Raw genomic sequence first — 14,631 nt, 5'->3', positions numbered from 1 at the left:
TCCCATGTCGCGGGGCATGAAAATGACCCAGACCCGAACCGCGCTTGGCGCGATCACCCTGTCGCTGCTGGCCGTCTGTACGGTCGCGGTGGGCAGTGCTCAGGCGGCAGCGACCTGTCAGCCGACCAGTAACGCGCAGAATGGCGCGGCCGCGCAGGCCAGCAACGCGATGCGCAAGGGCAAGGGGCTGGCACCGCTTGCCCCCAATGCGCGGCTGGCGCGGATTGCCGCGGCCCATGCCTGCGACATGGCCCGGCGCGGGACCATGACCCACAAGGGCAGCACAAGCGCGGGGCCGAAGCAGCGGGCCAAGGCGGCAGGTTATGCGCCGCGCATCATCGCTGAAAACATCGCCGCCGGGCCTTTCTCGCAGGGGCAGGCGATGGCGGCTTGGGCAGGCTCGCGCGGCCATGCCGCGAATATCCTGATCCCGCAGGTGCGTGATTTCGGCATTGGCCGGGCAGTTGGCGCGGATGGGCGGACCGTCTACTGGTCCGCCGTCTATGCCGCGCCGCGCTAGCTGGCCTCCTGCATGCCTTCGGTGAATTGCAGCCGGGCAAGGCGCGCGTAAAGCCCGCCTTCGGCCACCAGTTCCTCATGCCGCCCTTGGGCGACGATGCGGCCATGATCAAAGACGACGATGCGGTCGGCCTTTTTCACTGTGGCAAGGCGGTGCGCCACGATGATCGTGGTGCGGTCACGCGACAACTGATCCACGGCCGCCTGCACCAGACGTTCGGATTCGGCGTCCAAGGCACTGGTCGCCTCGTCCAGCAGCAGGATCGGTGCGTCGCGCAGGATGGCGCGGGCGATGGCGATGCGCTGGCGCTGGCCACCGGACAGCATCACGCCGCGTTCGCCAAGCTGGGCGTCATAGCCCTCGGGCAGGGCCATCAGGAAGTCATGGGCATGGGCGGCGCGGGCGGCGGCCTCGATCTGGGCATCGGTGGCGTCCGGGCGGCCAAAGCGGATATTGTCGCGGGCCGATGCGGCAAAGATCACCGGCTCCTGCGGGACCAGTGCGATGTCGCGGCGGAAATCGGCCCGCGCCATGTCGCGCAAGTCGATCCCGTCGATGCTGACGGTGCCAGCGGCCGGGTCCCAGAAACGCAGCAGCAACTGGATGATCGTGGTCTTGCCCGCGCCCGAGGGCCCGACCAGCGCCACGGTTTCACCCGGCGCAATGTCCAGCGTGATCCCTTCCAGCGCCGAGACATCGGGCCGGGACGGGTAATGGAAGGTCACGTCGGCAAAGCCGATCTGTCCGCGCGCCGGGCGGGGCAGCGCCACCGGATTGGCGGGGTCGGTCAGATTGTCCTCGGCGCTCAGCAGCTCGGTCAGGCGCTCGGTCGCACCGGCAGCGCGCTGAAGCTCTCCCCAGATCTCCGAAAGCGCGCCGACTGCACCCGCGACCAGCACGGCATAGATCACGAATTGCACCAGCCCGCCGACGGTCATCGTCTCAAGCCGCACGTCGCGCGCCCCGATCCACAACACGCCCAGCACGCCCGAGAAGATCAGGAAGATGACGATCACCGTCATCACCGTGCGCGTGCCGACCCGTTTCATGGCCGAGGCATAGGATTTCTCGGTCACGTCGCGGAAACGCTGGCGGGTCGGGCCTTCATGGGTGAATGCCTGAACTGTCTGGGCGGACAGCAGCGCCTCGGAGGCGGAACCGGCGCTTTGCGCGATCCAGTCCTGATTTTCACGCGACAATGCCCGCAGCCTGCGGCCCAGCACGACGATGGGGATGACGATGACCGGGACCAGCACCAGCATCAGCCCCGACAGCTTGGCCGAGGTCCAGACCAGCATGACCATGCCGCCGATCAGGATCAGGAAGTTGCGCAGCGCGATCGACACCGAGGACCCGATCACCGACTGGATCAATGTGGTGTCAGTGGTGATGCGGCTGATGATCTCGCCGGTCAGGACGCGTTCATAGAATGCGGGGCTAAGGGTGATGACCCGATCAAACACCGCCTTGCGGATATCGGCCACGACCCGCTCACCCAGACGGGTGACAAGGTAGTAGCGCATCCCTGTCCCCACGGCTAAGGCGGCGACGATGGCCAGAGCCGCGCCGAAATACTGGTCCAGCAGATGCGCGCCGGCATCAAACCCGTCCACGACCCGGCGCACGGCCAGGGGCAGGGTCAGGCTGATCCCGGCGGTGACGGCCAGCGCCACCATCGCCGCAGCCAGCAGCCCGCGATAGGGCCGGATAAAGGGCCACAGCGCCCGCAATGCGCCAATGCGTTTCGTCGTCGGACGGTCTTCTATGACCTTGGGGCCGCGTGCCATGTTTCCTCCCTTGGTCCCGATCAGAGCGCGCGGGTTCCGCCCGCCAGTTCAAGGACCACGTCCCATTCGTCATCCGCGACGGGCTGGACGGAAAGGCGCGAATTGTTGACCAGCACCATATTCGACAGGCGCGGCTCGACCTTGGCATCGTCCAGCGTCACCGGGCGCACGACCCGCGCCACCGCCTTGATGTCGACGCATTCCCATTTCGGATCGTCAGCGGTGCTGTCGGGATGGGCCAGCGCCACCACCTCGCAGATGCCGACGACCTCCTTGCCGATATTCGAATGATAGAACAGCCCGCGATCGCCCAGCTTCATGGCGCGCATGTTGTTGCGGGCCTGATAGTTGCGCACGCCGTCCCATTGTTCGCCCTTGTCGCCCTTGGCGATCAGGTCGTCGAAGCTGAAGACATCGGGTTCGGATTTGAACAGCCAGTAAGCCATCAGCCGATCACCTTGCGCCATTCGATCACCTCGACCGAGGCGAACAGCCCGGCCTGCGTATAGGGATCCTTGGCGGTCCAAGCGCCCGCTGCCTCGCGGTTTTCGGCCTCGACCACCAGAAGCGAGCCGATGGGCGAGCCGCCCTCGATGAAGGGACCGGCGAATTGCACGACCCCGGTCTCGGCCAGATAGGCGAGATGGCGTTCACGGGTTTCCATGCGGGTTTGCAGATGGTTGGGCTTGTCGCGGCAAATGACGGCGAAAAGGGGCATCATTCTTCCTTCAATGGGCGGTTCAGCAGGATGTCGAGCGCATGTTCCATGGCGACGCGGCCCTCGGCAAGACCTGCCACCAGTTGCGAGACCGGCAGGTCCACGCCCAGACGCGGGGCCAAGGCTGCGGCGGCGCGGGCGGTGGCAGCACCCTCGACCGTGGTGCCGGCGGCAAAGTCGCGGCCCGCGCCAAGGGCAAGGCCATAGCGGAAATTGCGCGATTGTTCGGATGTGCAGGTCAGGACCAGATCGCCAAGGCCGGACAGGCCGGTCAGCGTCTCGGGGCGCGCGCCAAGGGCCGTCGCCAGTCGGGTCATCTCGGCAAAGCCGCGGGTGATGACGCTGGCCCGCGCGCTGTCGCCATAGCCCGCACCAATGGCCGCGCCCGCCGCGATGGCGATGACGTTTTTCAAGGCCCCGCCCAGTTCTGCGCCGGTCACATCGGTGGTGCGGTAAAGCCGCAGCGTCGGGGTCGACAGGTCATGTTGCAGCTGGTGCCCCGCCCGGCCATCCGCGCAGGCCAGCGTCAGCGCCGTCGGCAGGCCGCGCGCGATATCGGCGGCAAAGCTGGGTCCGGTCAGCACGGCCACCTTGGAATCCGGGCAGGCCGACGCGATCAATGCGGAGGGACCGGTCAGGGTGGTCAGGTCGATGCCCTTGGCGCAGCTGACCAGATTGCGGCCGTTCAAAAGCCCGGCATTCCGGGTCAGAAAGCTGCCCAGAACCTGCGCGGGCAAAGCCAGCAGCACGGTTTCGGCCCGGATCTGGTCCAGATCATCGGTGACATGCAGGGCGGGCGGCAGGGCCACGCCGGGCAGGCGCGGGTTTTCGCGCGTCCCCGCCCAGTCGATTTCGCGGCCCCATAGCGTGACCGGGGCCTTGCTGGCCAAGGTCACGGCAAGCGCGGTCCCAAAGGCGCCCGCGCCGATGACGGCGACGCTCATGCCTTGGCTCCGCGTTTGCCTGCGCCCAGCATCGGGGCGGATTTCTGGTCCAGAGGCCAGCGCGGGCGGGCGACCATGTCCATGCCGTCGCGGTGGCCCGATTGATAGGCCTCGATCCCGGCCCATGCGATCATCGCGGCATTGTCGGTGCAAAGCCGCAGCGGGGGCGCGACGAAGGCGGCCCCGGCCTCGGCTGCGACGGCTTGCAGGGCGGTGCGCAGGGTCTGGTTCGCAGCGACGCCACCTGCCACCGCCAGCGTGGGCGCGGGGCTGGCCGCCAATGCGCGGCGGGTCTTTTCGGCCAGAACATCGGCGACGGCGGCCTGGAAGCCCGCGCAGATGTCGTCGCGATCCTGTTCATGCAGCCCGCCCTGCGCCTCGGTCAGCTGGTCGCGCTGGCGTAGAACGGCGGTTTTCAGGCCGGAGAAGCTCATGTCGCAGCCGGGCCGGTCCAGAAGCGGGCGCGGCAGGGCGAAGCGCTTGGGATTGCCACGGCTGGCTGCGGCTTCGACAAAGGGGCCGCCGGGCTGGGGCAGGCCCAGAAGCTTGGCCACCTTGTCGAAGGCCTCGCCGGGCGCGTCGTCGATGGTGCCGCCAAGGCGGGTGAAGTCCTCGGGGCCTTTGACCGACAGGAACTGGCAATGCCCGCCCGAGACGAGCAGCATCAGATAGGGATATTCCACGCCATCGGTCAGGCGCGGGGTCAGGGCATGGCCCGCCAGATGGTTGACGCCGACCAAGGGCAGGCCGGTCCCGGCGGACAGCCCCTTGGCCAGCATGACGCCCGCCAGCACCCCGCCGATCAGGCCCGGACCGGCGGTGACCGCGATTCCGTCCAGATCGGTCAGCGCGACGCCTGCCTCGGCCAGCGCCTGTTCGACGCAGATATCCAGTTTCTCGGCATGGGCGCGGGCGGCGATCTCGGGGACGACACCGCCGAAATCGGCATGCAGTTCCGTCTGGCCGGCCACGACCGAGGCGAGGATCGTGCCATCCTCGCGTACCACGGCGGCGGCCGTGTCGTCGCAGCTGCTCTCGATGCCCAGAAACGTCAGTGCCATGCTCATCCTTGTTCCTGCCCGGCCAAGGGCCTAGGCATGTTCCAGTAGCACCAGAGCAGAGCGATTGCCATGCCGCCAAGCCTTCTGCTGACCCGCCCCGAGGACGCCTCGCGACGCTTTGCCGCAGGGCTGGCGCATCTGGGGCTGACGGTGGTGATTTCCCCGGTCCTGCGGATCGTGTCGGTGACGCATGACGCGGCGGCGCTGTCGGCTGCTGCGGGGCTGGTCTTTACCTCGGTCCATGCGGTTCCTGCTGCCGGGCCGGGGCGGGGCAGGCCCGCGATCTGCGTCGGTCCCGCGACCGGTCAGGCGGCGCGCGCGGCGGGGTTTGCCGTGACCGAGGGACCGGGCGACGCGGCGCGCATGATGCCGCTGCTGACGGACTTGGGGCCGGGCTGGATACATCCGCATGGGGCGCATATCGCCAAGGAACTGCCGGTTCCGGGCATGGTCGTCTATGACCAGCAGCCCTTGCCGCCCTCGGTCCAGGCGGAGGCATTGCTGGCAGGGGCGGGGCCGGTGATCCTGCCGGTGTTTTCGCCCCGCTCAAGTCGGCTGGTGTCGGACTGGGCAAGCGGTGCTCGCGCGCCGATCTGGCTGGCTGCGATCAGTGATGCGGCGCGGGTCGCCTGGAGTGCCGGGCTTGCGCGATCGGTCACCGCACTGACGCCGGATGCGGCAGGGATGCGGGCCGCGGTCGAAAGCCTGCTGACCGGGGAACCGGGGAAACCACGGCGGGTTGAGGCGCAGTCGGGCGGCGATTAGACTGCCCGCGAAGACATGCCATGCTGTGCCGTCCCGACGCGGGACGCGGCCCGGCGGCAAAGCGGGCATCAGGCCGAAAAGGAACGGGGAAGCATCGTGAAAGAACCTCAGAACAAGACGCGCGAAGCCGCCGCAACCCCCCGAAAGGACAGGAAGAAACCGGCCGAGGCCGCCGTGGTGGAAAACCGCGCGGTCGAGGCGGGCAAGGGTCCCGACACCTCAGCTGTGACGCCGAAGCCGGTGATCGAATCGACGCTGGTCGGCGCGGGGTCGCAAACGCCCGCAGCTGCCAAGCGCACCGCGCCCGCGGAGGAGCCCGCCAAGTCGGCCGCGGTCGCAGCGGCCAGTCCCGTGCCTCCGGTCAGCCGCCCCGAGCCTGCCGCGGCTGCGACGCCTCAGCGTGATGCCCCCAAACCTGCCGCCAAACCCGAACCCCGCGTCGAGGTCCGCAAGGTCGGCTTCTTCCCCACCTTCCTTGGCGGTGTGGTCGCCGCCGGGCTTGGTGCCGCCGCCACCTATTGGGCGATCCCGCATCTGCCCGAGGCCTGGCGTCCCGGCGCGGTCGAAACCATGGCCCCCGAGGCCCAGCTTGACGCCGCCCGCAGCGCCGCAACCGAGGCTGCACGTGCCGAAGTCACCGCGCAGCTTGATGCGCTGGGCAAGCGTGCCGCCGATGCCGGGACCGATGCCGCGCGTCAGGCGCTGGCCGATGCCGAAGCCGCCCGGCCTGCCGCCGCCGCCTCGACGGTCGAGATCCCGACCGAGCTGACCGGCCGGATCTCGGCGCTTGAGGCGACCTTGACCGAGCTTGCCAACCGTCCCGTATCCGAAGGCGGCGTGCCCGTCCCGCTGGTGCAGCCGCAACCCGCCGGGGTCTCGCAGGCCGCGCTGGACGAACTGGCTGCCCGCGTGACCGCGCAGCAGGCCCGTATCGACGAACTGGCCGCGCGTCCCGCCGTCGATCCGACCACGGCCGAGCAGGTCCAGACGCTGGTGAAACAGGCCGAAGACCTGCAGCAAAGCACCGAGGCCGCCACTCGCCGCGCTCAAAGCGCGACGGCAGCTGCCGCACTGAAGGCCGCCATCGAAAATGGCGGACCGCGCGATCAGGCGCTGGCCGAGTTGTCGGCGGCGGGCGTGACCGTTCCCGCCATCCTGACCGGCGATGTGCCGCGTCTGGATACGCTGCGCGCCGAATTTGCCCCCGCCGCGCGCGATGGGCTGCGGGCATCGCTGGATGCGGTGGCCGCCGATGAGGGCGCGATGGGCATGATCGGGAATTTCCTGCGCGTTCAGACCGGCGCACGTTCGGTCGAGCCGCGCGAGGGCAATGATCCCGATGCCGTCCTGTCGCGCGCCAATGCCGCCGTCGAGGCGGGCGATCTCAAGGGGGCGCTCGCGGAAGTCGCGGCTCTGCCCCCGACCGGCCAGCAGGCCATGTCGGCTTGGACCACCCGCGCCCAGCAATGGGTCGAGGCCAATGCCGCCTTGGCCGATCTGGTCGCAAGCGGAAAGTAAGGGGTTCTCGATATGCTGCTTTCTGCTTTGAAGATCCTGATTTTCTTCGCAATCATTCTGGCGGTCACGCTGGGCGCGGTGCAACTGGCCGAACATGGTCATGGCCTGCGCATGGTCTATGACGGGGTCGAATACACGCTGGGTCCGGTTCAGGCGCTGGTCGGGCTGGTCGTGCTGTTCCTGACCGGCTGGCTGCTGGTCAAGCTGGTCGGCATCACGCTGGCCTTCATCCGCTTCCTGATGGGCGATGAGACCGCAGTGAACCGCTATTTCGCCCGCTCGCGCGAGCGTAAGGGCTTTGACGCGCTGTCCGAAGGCATGCTGGCCGTCGCCTCGGGCGAGGGGCGTCTGGCGCAGGACAAGGCCGCCAAAGCCGCGAAATTCCTGGGCAAGCCGCATCTGACCGACCTTCTGGCCGCGCAGGCTGCCGAGGTCGCGGGCGACAACCGCAAGGCTGCCGAGGTCTATCGCCGTCTGCTTGATGACGACCGCACCCGCTTCGTGGGCATCCGCGGTCTGATGCGCCAGAAGCTGGATCAGGGCGACACCGCCACCGCGCTGAAGCTGGCTGAAAAGGCCTATGCGCTGAAGCCCAAGCATGCCGAAGTTCAGGACACGCTGCTGCAACTCCAGACCCGCGAGGGCGACTGGAAGGGTGCGCGCGCCGTGCTGAAGGACAAGCGCAAGCAAGGCGCGCTGCCCAAGGATGTGCATATCCGTCGCGATGCGGTGTTGGCGCTGAAAGAGGCCAGCGAGGTACTGGCCGAGGGCAATTCGATCAGCGCCCGCGAGGCCGCGATTTCCGCCAACAAGGCCAGCCCGGACCTGATCCCGGCCTCGGTTCTGGCGGCGCGCAGCTATATCGCGCAAAACGACCGCAAGAACGCCGCCCGCGTCCTGCAAAAGACTTGGAACGTGCGCCCGCACCCTTCGATCGCCGCGACCTTCGCCGAGATCGTGCCCGATGAGACGCCCGCCGCGCGGCTGCGTCGCTTCGAGGATCTGATGAAGCAGAACCCCGATCACGAGGAAACCAAGCTGCTGCGCGCCGAATTGCTGCTGGCCGCCGAGGATTTCCCCGGTGCCCGCCGCGCGCTGGGTGATCTGGCGCAGAAGCATCCGACCGTGCGGTCTCTGTCGATTCAGGCGGCGATCGAACGTGGCGAAGGCTCGGATGACGCCGTGGTGCGGGGCATCCTTGCTCGCGCGTTGGTCGCCAGCCGTGGCCCGCAATGGGTCTGCGACAAGTGCCATAACGTGATGGGCGACTGGGCTCCGGTCTGCGACAGCTGCGGTGGTTTCGACACCTTGACCTGGCGCGAGCCGGAAAGGGCCGCGGCCAGCGCCGGGATCGTGCCGAACGGGGTCGAGATGCTGCCCCTGCTGGTGGGTCCGCTGCCGACGGCAGCCAAGGAGGTTGCTCCTGCTACCGCCCCGGTCCCCGAGACCAAAAGCCCGGTTGCCGATGTCATCGCGGATGAGATCCCGGATGTCGCGCCCGGCATGGTTCCGCGCGAATCGGATTACCGTCGTCCGCCCCGTCCTGCCGAGGCCGAGCCCGCGATGACCGTGACCGATCCGGAACCAGAGGCCCCGCCCGCGCCGCCGCGCCCGGTGGTCGTTCAGGCCGCCCCGGTCCCCGAGGCCCCGGTCAAATCCCGCATTGCCGGGGATGCCGACATCCTTCCGGTGCGCCCCGATGTCGAGCCGCCCGAAGATGATCCGCGTGTCATGGGGAAAAAATACTGACACCCCCTTTTCGCCCGCGCCGGAACCTGCTATCCGGCGCGGCACAAGGAAAGTGCCGGTGTAGCTCAGCTGGTAGAGCACGTCATTCGTAATGATGGGGTCGGGGGTTCGAGTCCCTTCACCGGCACCACTTTTCTGAAAAAGCCCCGCGACGGTCGCACCCGTCGCGGGGCTTTTTCGTTTTGTTCCCGCGATCAGTAGGGATCAGCGACGCATCACGTCGCCATTGAATAGTGTATGACATTCTGCATAATTTCAGATGACTTCGCCGGCATGGTTCCGGCTGTTCGAGGCAAGGCATGATCCGCGGAACGACGAAACTGATCGCCCATCTTGGCTACCCGACAAGCACCTTCAAGGCGCCGATGATCTACAATCCATGGTTCGCCCATCGTGGCATCGATGCCGTGGTCGTGCCGATGGGCTGCAAGGCCGAGGATTACGCCGTCTTCCTGCCGCTGCTGTTCCGGCTGTCCAATATCCACGGCGCGCTGGTCACCATGCCGCATAAGGTGGCGACGGTGGCGCTGGCTGACCGGGTCTCGGTCACCGCGCGGATTGCGGGGGCGGCGAATGCGTTGCGGCTGGGCGCGGACGGGCTGCTTGAGGCCGACATGTTCGACGGCGAAGGTTTCGTCGCCGGAGTGCTGGGCAAGGGGCAAAAGCTGGCCGATCGCGCGGCGCTGGTCGTGGGCTGTGGCGGTGTCGGCTCGGCCATCGCGGCATCATTGGCCAAGGCCGGGGTGGCGCGGCTCGCATTGTTCGATCCCAATGCCGCCATGGCCGAGGGTTTGGCAGACCGCCTGAAGGCTGCCTATCCGGCGCTGGCGGTGGTGACCGGCTCGAATGACCCCGCCGGTTTCGCGCTGGTGGTCAACGCCTCTCCGCTGGGAATGAATCCCGATGATCCGTTGCCGATGGATGTGGAACGCATCGATCCCTCGACCTTTGTGGGCGAGGTGGTGATGAAATCCGAGATGACGCCCTTTCTTGCCGCTGCGGCCGCAAGGGGCTGCCGCTATCAGGTCGGGACCGATATGCTGTTCGAACAGATCCCGGCCTATCTGGAATTCTTTGGCTTTGGCCGCCCCTCGGTCGCCGAGCTGCGCGAACAGGCGGCGATCAGCTACTAGACGGAATGGGCGGCCCCGGTCGGGACCGCCCTTGCGATTTCAGCCGATCAGCTGTCCCAGCAGCCCAAGTGCTGCGAAGCCGCCCAGCATCAGCAGCCAATGAAGCGCGACCGATCCGCGCGAGCGGTGCTGTGTGGTCTGGCCCATCGGGTTGGGGCCGTCATCATCGGGCCGGGGCGGCGGCGGGGCCACGACATGGGGTTGGTGGGCAGGCGGGGTCGTCCGGCTCTCGTCCGGCAGGTTGCTTTGGATGTTCATGGAGATGTCCTGATTGAACGCAAGGGTCAGGCCCGCATTCCACGTGGAACGCAGGCAAAAGGATTGCGGTCGTCAGGTCAGAGGAGGCGCGCGGGCCCGCGCCGTGGGCGGACTGCGCGATTGCGGCAGCGCCAGCGTTGTCCCGGCCAGCAGCAGGATCTGCGGCGACCGGGGCGGTAGCGGCAATGCGCCGGGCGGCAGCGCGGCGGGCGGCAGCGGACGGAACTGCGCCGCGTCCTGCCGCGAGACCAGCTCGCGCCCCTGATGGCCCGTCAGCGCCGGTTCGGACGCGATAAGGTGGCTCAGATCGGGGCTGTGCTGCGGCGCATGCGGACCGGGCAGCAAGGCCAGCACCAGCACGGCAAGCGCCGCCAGCCACACCCGAAGCGGATGTGCCCTGTGGTCGTCCTGCAGATGCGGTGTCCCGGTCATGCTGGGATTTCGCCCATTTGACCGGTCAAAGGCAAGCGTTGCAGCCATCCGCGACCCGCCTACAGTGGAATTGCCCGCGAAGTTGTGAACATATGTCGCCAAATTTTCCGAGTCGGAATTGGGGAACAGCATGCAGATGACCGTCGATCAGGCCCTGGCACAGGGCGGGGCGGGGCGATTCCAGCGCCGGCTGCTGGGAATCTTTGGGCTGGTCTGGGCTGCTGACGCGATGCAGGTGCTGGCGATCGGCTTCACCGCCGCCTCGATCGCGGCCAGCTTCGGATTGACGGTCCCGCAGGCGCTGCAGACCGGGACGCTGTTCTTTCTGGGCATGTTCGCGGGGGCGACGCTGTTTGGCCGCATTGCCGACCGGATCGGGCGGCGCAATGTCCTGCTGCTGACGGTGCTGTGCGATGCGGGCTTTGGCATGGCCTCGGCCTTTGCGCAGGATTTTACCATGCTGCTGGCCCTGCGTTTCCTGACCGGGATGGCGGTGGGCGGAACGCTTCCCGTCGACTATGCGCTGATGGCCGAGTTCCTGCCGCCCAAAAACCGTGGTCGCTGGCTGGTCTGGCTTGAAGGCTTCTGGGCCATCGGCACCATCGCCGTCGCGCTGACCGCATGGATCGCGCATCTGGCCGGCGCGGCCGAGGCATGGCGCTGGATCTTTGGCGCGGCGGCCCTGCCTGCGGTGATCGGTGTGTTCCTGCGGCTATGGGTGCCCGAGTCGCCAATGTTCCTGCTGCGCCAAGGCAAGGAAGAGCGCGCCCGCGCCGTGGTGAACCGCGTGTTGACCGGCAATGGCGGCCCCGCGCTTGATCCTCAGGTCCGCCTGACCGCACCAGACGCGCCCGAGGTCGGGCAGGGCATCTTTGGCCCCGAATTGAAGCGCCGCAGCATCGCGGTCTTTGCCACGTGGTTTCTGGTGTCGCTGTCCTATTATGGCGTCTTTGTCTGGCTGCCCTCGCAACTGGTCTCGGGCGGTGCGGGCTTTGTCAAAAGCTATGGCTTCCTTGTCCTGCTGGCCTTGGCGCAGATCCCCGGCTACGCGCTGGCCGCCCATGGGGTCGAGGCTTGGGGTCGCAAACGGACGCTGCAGATCTTCCTGATCCTCAGCGCCGGGGGCTGTTTCCTGTTCACCTTGGCCGCAACCCCGCTGACCAGCGCATTGGCGCTGCTGCTGATGAGCTTTGCGCTGCTGGGCACTTGGGGCGCGCTTTACGCCTTTACCCCCGAGCTTTACCCGACCGGCCTGCGGGCCACCGGCATGGGCACGGCCAGCGCGGTGGCGCGGGTGGGCGGCCTGCTGGCGCCCTCGGCCCTGGGGCTGGTGGTGGCGCAGGGTTTCGGCGTTGCCATCGGGGTGTTTTCGGCGCTGCTGCTGCTGGCTGCCATCGCGACCCTGTTCATTCGCGCCGAGACCCGCGATCAGGCGATCGGCTGATCCGGTCCGACATTCACAGGACCCCGGCCCTTGCAGGCCGGGGCGAATTTTGACAAGGGACCGGGATGGCGACCGTATCCGAACTGTATGAGGCCCGCGTCCGCGACGGCCTGCTTGCTCCTGATGCCGCGCAGCGCGGTGTTCTGCCTGCGCTTGACCGGCTGGTCCGCGAACTGGGCGCAGCACCCGCGCCGCAGCCGCCGCAAAAGTCCGGTTGGCTGTCGAAGCTGATCGGGGGTGGTCAGCCTGCCGCCGCCGCACCGGCGCTAAAGGGCGTCTATCTGTGGGGCGGGGTCGGGCGTGGCAAATCCATGCTGATGGATCTGGTCATGGATGCCGCGCCCTTGTCGGCCAAGCGTCGCGTCCATTTCCACGAATTCATGCAAGAGGTGCAGACCGCGCTGGAGGCCGTGCGCAAGACCGGCCAGCAGGACGCCGTTCGCCCGGTCGCCAAGGACATCGCGCAGAAGGTTCGCTTACTGTGCTTTGACGAAATGCAGATCACCGACATTGCCGATGCGATGATCGTGGGTCGCCTGTTCCAGATCCTGATGGAAGAGGGCGTGACCGTCGTCACCACCTCGAACCGCGTCCCCGAGGATCTGTACAAGAACGGGCTGAACCGCCAGCTTTTCCTGCCCTTCATCGGGCTGCTGCGCGAGCGGATGGAGGTGATCGAACTGGTCAGTGCCACCGATCACCGCCAGAACCGGGATGAGGGCGGGCAGGTCTGGTTTTCACCCGCCGACAGCATCGCGCATGGCCATCTGGACGCGATCTGGCGCGAGGAAACCAGCGGCGCGCCCGCCAGCCCGCTGATCCTTGAGGTCAAGGGCCGCAAGGTCGAGCTGCCCCGCCATGTCGGACGCATCGCGCGCGCAAGCTTCTGGGATCTGTGCGCCAAGCCCCTTGGCCCGGCGGATTATCTGGCTGTGGCCGAGGCGCTGGATCTGCTGTTCATCGACGGCATCCCGCGTCTGAGCCAGTCGAACTACAATGAGGCCAAGCGCTTCGTCACCCTGATCGACGCCTTGTATGAGGCACGCGTGCGCCTGATCGCCAGCGCCGCCGACGATCCCGAACGGCTTTACGCCGAGGGCGAAGGCGCGTTCGAATTCGAACGCACCGCCAGCCGCCTGCGTGAAATGCGCGATGCGGACTGGGGTCGGGCCTGAAAGCTCAGGTCTGCGCCGGTTTTCCCAGCAGGCGCGCATAGTCTCGATGCCGGATGAACGGCCGGGCAGGCGTCATCGGATTCTGACCCTGCGCCAGTTCGGGAAAGGCCAGAGTCAGGCTGAGCCGCTGCGGCAGGCCAAGCGCGCGTAGCGCCATCGGGCCGGTAAAGAACGTCTCCATCGCCGCGCCTTCGGCCAGCACGATCTGGTGATCTTCGCAGGCGATATGCACCAGCGTGAAGGGGGCATCATCCTGTCTTGCGGCGATGCCCGGCACGCCCGCCTTCATCAGGTGCCGGGCGGAAATCAGGTATTCCTGTCCATTCACGCAGACCAGCACCCGGTGCTGGGCCGAGACCTCGACCGCGCGATGCGGCAGGCCATCCCCCAGCGCCCCTGCCTCGATCCGGATCGGGCGGCGGTCGGGCGAGATGTCCAGCATGTCCCGGCTGACTTGGCTGGAGCTGGTCCAGACCAGAATTTGCGGGCCGTGGTCGCGCGTCAGCACCAGATCGCCCGCGCGTAGCGTTTCGACGGGACGTTCGCCGGTCGGCGTCGCGATCAGCGTTCCGGCCAGAAAGCAGATGTCCAGATCGTCGATCGACGGCCCATAATCCGACTTGCTGAGCCCATCCAGCAAATCGGTCAGGTCGTCGCCTTCCTCGTACGGGTGGGGGGTATACAGCGTGCCATTGACCTCGCTGCCGGTTCCATGCGCGGCCCATAGCGCGGGCGGCGTGGTTTCACCCGCGATCTGGCCATTGGGGCTGCCGGTATAGGCCGCCCATTCGTCGCGATCGATGACGCCGTCATTATTCGCATCATCGATGGACAGGGTCACGAGGGTCGAGTCGGACTGCGCAACGCCGTCCTGCACCTCGGTCGCATATAGCGTGATTTCGACGATCGCCATGGCTTCCTCCTGAAAGGAAGTTTAGATCGCTGGCGCATCCCGCTAAAGAGGAAATGCACAAATTGCCCATAAGGGCAGTGGGTCTGACTGACCCTTCTGTATCTGCGCTCTGCTAAACTGGCCCCGTCACCGGCCCCGGCCCGGGTCAGTGACGGGGTAGTGCGCGACGTCTGACCCTTGTGGCATGACCACGTTTCCTAGCCTGTCGGCACCG

Annotated in this window: 15 protein-coding genes and 1 tRNA gene; 8 read left to right on the top strand and 8 right to left on the bottom strand. The window is 67.3% G+C overall.

What is annotated here, in order from left to right:
• The first annotated feature begins 22 nt into the window (after nucleotides 1–22).
• Entirely contained in the window at nucleotides 23–520 is a 498-nt protein-coding gene (locus GL300_RS05425; protein WP_155038592.1) for a CAP domain-containing protein, read from the top strand.
• Here the strand turns inward: GL300_RS05425 and GL300_RS05420 are convergent.
• From GL300_RS05420 to tsaD, 5 genes are read right to left on the bottom strand one after another with little or no spacing between them, the layout of a single operon-like run.
• Complete coding sequence (locus GL300_RS05420) at nucleotides 517–2,307, bottom strand: ABC transporter transmembrane domain-containing protein (protein WP_155038591.1); 1,791 nt, start codon at nucleotides 2,305–2,307, stop codon at nucleotides 517–519. The genes GL300_RS05425 and GL300_RS05420 overlap by 4 nt on opposite strands.
• Before the next feature lie 20 nt (nucleotides 2,308–2,327).
• On the bottom strand, nucleotides 2,328–2,753 hold the full coding sequence (locus GL300_RS05415; protein ID WP_211594971.1) for an EVE domain-containing protein: 426 nt from the start codon (nucleotides 2,751–2,753) through the stop codon (nucleotides 2,328–2,330).
• Nucleotides 2,753–3,028: a YciI family protein gene (locus GL300_RS05410; protein ID WP_211594958.1), complete on the bottom strand. Its 276-nt coding sequence runs from the start codon at nucleotides 3,026–3,028 to the stop codon at nucleotides 2,753–2,755. Before GL300_RS05410 ends, GL300_RS05415 begins: the two co-directional genes overlap by 1 nt.
• On the bottom strand, nucleotides 3,025–3,969 hold the full coding sequence (locus tag GL300_RS05405; RefSeq protein WP_155038589.1) for an NAD(P)H-dependent glycerol-3-phosphate dehydrogenase: 945 nt from the start codon (nucleotides 3,967–3,969) through the stop codon (nucleotides 3,025–3,027). Before GL300_RS05405 ends, GL300_RS05410 begins: the two co-directional genes overlap by 4 nt.
• On the bottom strand, nucleotides 3,966–5,036 hold the full coding sequence (tsaD, locus tag GL300_RS05400; RefSeq protein ID WP_155038588.1) for a tRNA (adenosine(37)-N6)-threonylcarbamoyltransferase complex transferase subunit TsaD: 1,071 nt from the start codon (nucleotides 5,034–5,036) through the stop codon (nucleotides 3,966–3,968). The genes GL300_RS05405 and tsaD overlap by 4 nt, the downstream gene beginning before the upstream one ends.
• Nucleotides 5,037–5,099: 63 nt before the next feature.
• Between tsaD and GL300_RS05395 the strand changes: the two genes are divergently transcribed.
• From GL300_RS05395 to GL300_RS05375, 5 genes are all read left to right on the top strand, one after another.
• Nucleotides 5,100–5,795 carry a uroporphyrinogen-III synthase gene (locus GL300_RS05395; protein WP_155038587.1) on the top strand — a complete coding sequence of 232 codons (696 nt, stop codon included), beginning with the start codon at nucleotides 5,100–5,102 and terminating at the stop codon, nucleotides 5,793–5,795.
• A gap of 96 nt (nucleotides 5,796–5,891) precedes the next feature.
• On the top strand, nucleotides 5,892–7,313 hold the full coding sequence (locus tag GL300_RS05390; protein WP_343042903.1) for a COG4223 family protein: 1,422 nt from the start codon (nucleotides 5,892–5,894) through the stop codon (nucleotides 7,311–7,313).
• Nucleotides 7,314–7,325: 12 nt separating this feature from the next.
• Nucleotides 7,326–9,062: a heme biosynthesis protein HemY gene (locus GL300_RS05385; RefSeq protein WP_155038585.1), complete on the top strand. Its 1,737-nt coding sequence runs from the start codon at nucleotides 7,326–7,328 to the stop codon at nucleotides 9,060–9,062.
• A 54-nt stretch (nucleotides 9,063–9,116) separates the two neighbouring features.
• Nucleotides 9,117–9,192: transfer RNA gene (locus tag GL300_RS05380), tRNA-Thr, on the top strand.
• Nucleotides 9,193–9,361: 169 nt separating this feature from the next.
• Nucleotides 9,362–10,195, top strand: coding sequence for a shikimate dehydrogenase family protein (locus tag GL300_RS05375; RefSeq protein WP_155038584.1), 834 nt, complete (start codon nucleotides 9,362–9,364; stop codon nucleotides 10,193–10,195).
• 39 nt (nucleotides 10,196–10,234) lie between these two features.
• Here GL300_RS05375 and GL300_RS05370 read toward each other — a convergent pair whose 3' ends face one another.
• Nucleotides 10,235–10,453: a hypothetical protein gene (locus tag GL300_RS05370; RefSeq protein ID WP_155038583.1), complete on the bottom strand. Its 219-nt coding sequence runs from the start codon at nucleotides 10,451–10,453 to the stop codon at nucleotides 10,235–10,237.
• Between the two features lie 72 nt (nucleotides 10,454–10,525).
• Entirely contained in the window at nucleotides 10,526–10,933 is a 408-nt protein-coding gene (locus GL300_RS05365) for a hypothetical protein (protein ID WP_155038582.1), read from the bottom strand.
• Between the two features lie 82 nt (nucleotides 10,934–11,015).
• Here GL300_RS05365 and GL300_RS05360 point away from each other — a divergent pair, with 82 nt between their 5' ends.
• Together GL300_RS05360 and zapE are read left to right on the top strand one after the other, a co-directional pair.
• Entirely contained in the window at nucleotides 11,016–12,329 is a 1,314-nt protein-coding gene (locus tag GL300_RS05360; RefSeq protein WP_155038581.1) for an MFS transporter, read from the top strand.
• Nucleotides 12,330–12,394: 65 nt separating this feature from the next.
• Complete coding sequence (gene zapE / locus GL300_RS05355; protein WP_155038580.1) at nucleotides 12,395–13,504, top strand: cell division protein ZapE; 1,110 nt, start codon at nucleotides 12,395–12,397, stop codon at nucleotides 13,502–13,504.
• 4 nt (nucleotides 13,505–13,508) lie between these two features.
• Here zapE and GL300_RS05350 read toward each other — a convergent pair whose 3' ends face one another.
• Nucleotides 13,509–14,417 carry a Hint domain-containing protein gene (locus GL300_RS05350; RefSeq protein ID WP_155038579.1) on the bottom strand — a complete coding sequence of 303 codons (909 nt, stop codon included), beginning with the start codon at nucleotides 14,415–14,417 and terminating at the stop codon, nucleotides 13,509–13,511.
• Between the last annotated feature and the right edge of the window lie 214 nt (nucleotides 14,418–14,631).

The sequence above is a fragment of the Paracoccus litorisediminis genome (genome assembly GCF_009711205.1).
GTDB classification, from domain to species: domain Bacteria; phylum Pseudomonadota; class Alphaproteobacteria; order Rhodobacterales; family Rhodobacteraceae; genus Paracoccus; species Paracoccus litorisediminis.
Note: the sequence above shows the minus strand (reverse complement) of the source record. Positions and strands in the feature narration are given on the sequence as shown.

Excerpts from the sequence above, each read along its gene's own strand:
- GL300_RS05425 (WP_155038592.1), top strand. The coding sequence starts at position 23 with ATGACCCAGACCCGAACCGCGCTTGGCGCGATCACCCTGTCGCTGCTG.
- GL300_RS05420 (WP_155038591.1), bottom strand. The coding sequence starts at position 2,307 with ATGGCACGCGGCCCCAAGGTCATAGAAGACCGTCCGACGACGAAACGC.
- GL300_RS05415 (WP_211594971.1), bottom strand. The coding sequence starts at position 2,753 with ATGGCTTACTGGCTGTTCAAATCCGAACCCGATGTCTTCAGCTTCGAC.
- GL300_RS05410 (WP_211594958.1), bottom strand. The coding sequence starts at position 3,028 with ATGATGCCCCTTTTCGCCGTCATTTGCCGCGACAAGCCCAACCATCTG.
- GL300_RS05405 (WP_155038589.1), bottom strand. The coding sequence starts at position 3,969 with ATGAGCGTCGCCGTCATCGGCGCGGGCGCCTTTGGGACCGCGCTTGCC.
- tsaD (WP_155038588.1), bottom strand. The coding sequence starts at position 5,036 with ATGAGCATGGCACTGACGTTTCTGGGCATCGAGAGCAGCTGCGACGAC.
- GL300_RS05395 (WP_155038587.1), top strand. The coding sequence starts at position 5,100 with ATGCCGCCAAGCCTTCTGCTGACCCGCCCCGAGGACGCCTCGCGACGC.
- GL300_RS05385 (WP_155038585.1), top strand. The coding sequence starts at position 7,326 with ATGCTGCTTTCTGCTTTGAAGATCCTGATTTTCTTCGCAATCATTCTG.
- GL300_RS05375 (WP_155038584.1), top strand. The coding sequence starts at position 9,362 with ATGATCCGCGGAACGACGAAACTGATCGCCCATCTTGGCTACCCGACA.
- GL300_RS05370 (WP_155038583.1), bottom strand. The coding sequence starts at position 10,453 with ATGAACATCCAAAGCAACCTGCCGGACGAGAGCCGGACGACCCCGCCT.
- GL300_RS05365 (WP_155038582.1), bottom strand. The coding sequence starts at position 10,933 with ATGGCTGCAACGCTTGCCTTTGACCGGTCAAATGGGCGAAATCCCAGC.
- GL300_RS05360 (WP_155038581.1), top strand. The coding sequence starts at position 11,016 with ATGCAGATGACCGTCGATCAGGCCCTGGCACAGGGCGGGGCGGGGCGA.
- zapE (WP_155038580.1), top strand. The coding sequence starts at position 12,395 with ATGGCGACCGTATCCGAACTGTATGAGGCCCGCGTCCGCGACGGCCTG.
- GL300_RS05350 (WP_155038579.1), bottom strand. The coding sequence starts at position 14,417 with ATGGCGATCGTCGAAATCACGCTATATGCGACCGAGGTGCAGGACGGC.